The organism is Brevundimonas sp., assembly GCF_036405315.1.
GTDB lineage: Bacteria > Pseudomonadota > Alphaproteobacteria > Caulobacterales > Caulobacteraceae > Brevundimonas.
Map to the genome: position 1 here is coordinate 1 of NZ_DASWXW010000117.1, position 1766 is coordinate 1766.

The window sequence follows — 1766 nt, forward strand, 5'->3', positions numbered from 1 at the left end:
GAACTCCTCGATCTGCGAGTTGTCGTCCTGGCTCTCGTTCAGCGGGATGCGGATGGCGCGGTCGGGCGCGATCATGGCCTGCGAGAACAGGCCGGTCGCCTTGCCCTTGATGTCGAAATACTTCTGCTCTTCGAAGTTGAAGACCGAACCGTAGAAGCCGGACCAGGTGCGCATCTCGCCGCGACGCACGTTGTGGGTCAGGTGGTCCAGCACTTCGAGGCCCATCGAGTTCTTGCGCTCGGCCTCTTCCCAGCCCTCGATCTCGTCCCAGGCCTCATACAGCGAGCCGTTCTCGCCATACTGGTCGATGACATAGAGCAGCGAACCGCCGATGCCCTGCAGGATATAGGGGTAGTCGTTCCCCAGCGCCCCGCCGTGCACGCCCTCGGCGGCGCGGGCGCCGCGCGCCAGCGCGCCCTCATAGGCGGCCTTGGCGTCGGCGACGCGGAAGGCCATGCCGTTGGCCGAGGGGCCGTGGTCCCTGGCGAAGTCCGCCGCCTGGCCCTTGGGACTGCGGTTGACCAGCATGGTGATGTCGCCCTGCTTCAGGCGCACCGCGTCGGTGGTCGGGTTCACATGGGTGGGGGTGAAGCCCATCAGCTCCAGCCGGGCGATCATGGCCTCGGGCTCCGGGCCGGTGAATTCGACGAATTCGAAACCGTCCACGCCCAGCGGGTTTTCCTGGTCGAGTTTGGCGGCGGCGTCCTGCATGACGCGTCTCCTCTCAGTATTTTGGTGGCGGCTCCTGCCGCCGATTGCGGCGGAACCTAATGGGCGCCCCCCGTCGGGCGCAAGGCGGGGCTGATCCGAAACAGGACACGTTGCGGTGTCGCAGGCGATTATCGACGGATGCGCGCAGGCTTCGGGCCTGCTAGGAGCCGCAGGCGCAACCGGGACGCCTGTATGCTTCGCAAGCTCTATGACTGGGTCTTCTCCCTGGCCCGCCACCGCCACGCGACCCGGTCGCTGGCCGTGGTCTCCTTCGCGGAGAGCTCCTTCTTCCCCATTCCGCCGGACGTCATGCTGGCGCCCATGGTGCTGGCCAAGCCCGAGCGCGCCTACTTCTACGCCACGGTCTGCACGATCGCCTCGGTGCTGGGCGCCCTGCTGGGCTACGCCATCGGCTATTTCCTCGAGCCGGTCGGTCTGTGGATGCTGGCCGTCCTCGGCAAGGCCGATACGTTCGAGGCGTCCAAGGCCCTGTTCCAGCAGCACGGCGCCTGGGTCATCCTGATCAAGGGGCTGACGCCCATCCCCTTCAAGCTGATCACCATCGCCTCGGGCATCTTCCAGTTCAATCTGGCCCTTTTCGTCGTCCTGTGCGTGATCACGCGCGGCGCTCGCTTTTTCCTGGTGGCCTTCGTGCTCAAACGCTGGGGCGAACCGATGCTGGCGATCATCGAGAAAAGACTGGCCCTGTTCACCGTGCTTTTCCTCGTTCTGCTGGGCGGCGCCTTCTTTGCGGTCAAGCTGATCGGACACTGATCGACGCCGGCTGCGGCTGCGGCTAAGAAGGCGTCATGACGCGCCTGTACCAACTCCTGACCCGCTGGTGGACCGCCTTCGCGCTGGCGGCCTCGGTGGCCATGCTGGGCGCGGCCCACGCCTTCGAGCGGTTCGCCGGGCTGGCGCCCTGCAACCTCTGCCTCAAGCAGCGCGAGGTCTATTGGGCCGCCGTGGCCATCGCCGGGGCCGCCACCTTCTGGGCCGTGTTCAGCCGCGCCAGCCGCGGCACGCCGCGCATCGCCTCCTTCCTGCTGGCCGCC

Annotated in this window: 3 protein-coding genes; 2 read left to right on the forward strand and 1 reads right to left on the reverse strand. The window is 66.8% G+C overall.

Annotation, left to right across the window (positions count from 1 at the left end; all coding sequences use genetic code 11):
- Nucleotides 1-711 (reverse strand): 4-hydroxyphenylpyruvate dioxygenase family protein (locus VGE49_RS06880; protein ID WP_331033821.1); only part of this gene is annotated, 711 nt, incomplete at its 3' end.
- 192 nt (nucleotides 712-903) lie between these two features.
- On the opposite strand from VGE49_RS06880, the gene VGE49_RS06885 reads away from it, so the two are divergent.
- A complete protein-coding gene (locus VGE49_RS06885) occupies nucleotides 904-1485 on the forward strand; it encodes a YqaA family protein (protein WP_331033822.1) in 582 nt (193 codons plus the stop codon).
- Between the two features lie 35 nt (nucleotides 1486-1520).
- Nucleotides 1521-1766, forward strand: a 246-nt coding sequence (locus VGE49_RS06890) for a disulfide bond formation protein B (protein WP_331033823.1), incomplete at its 3' end; no start/stop codon positions are given.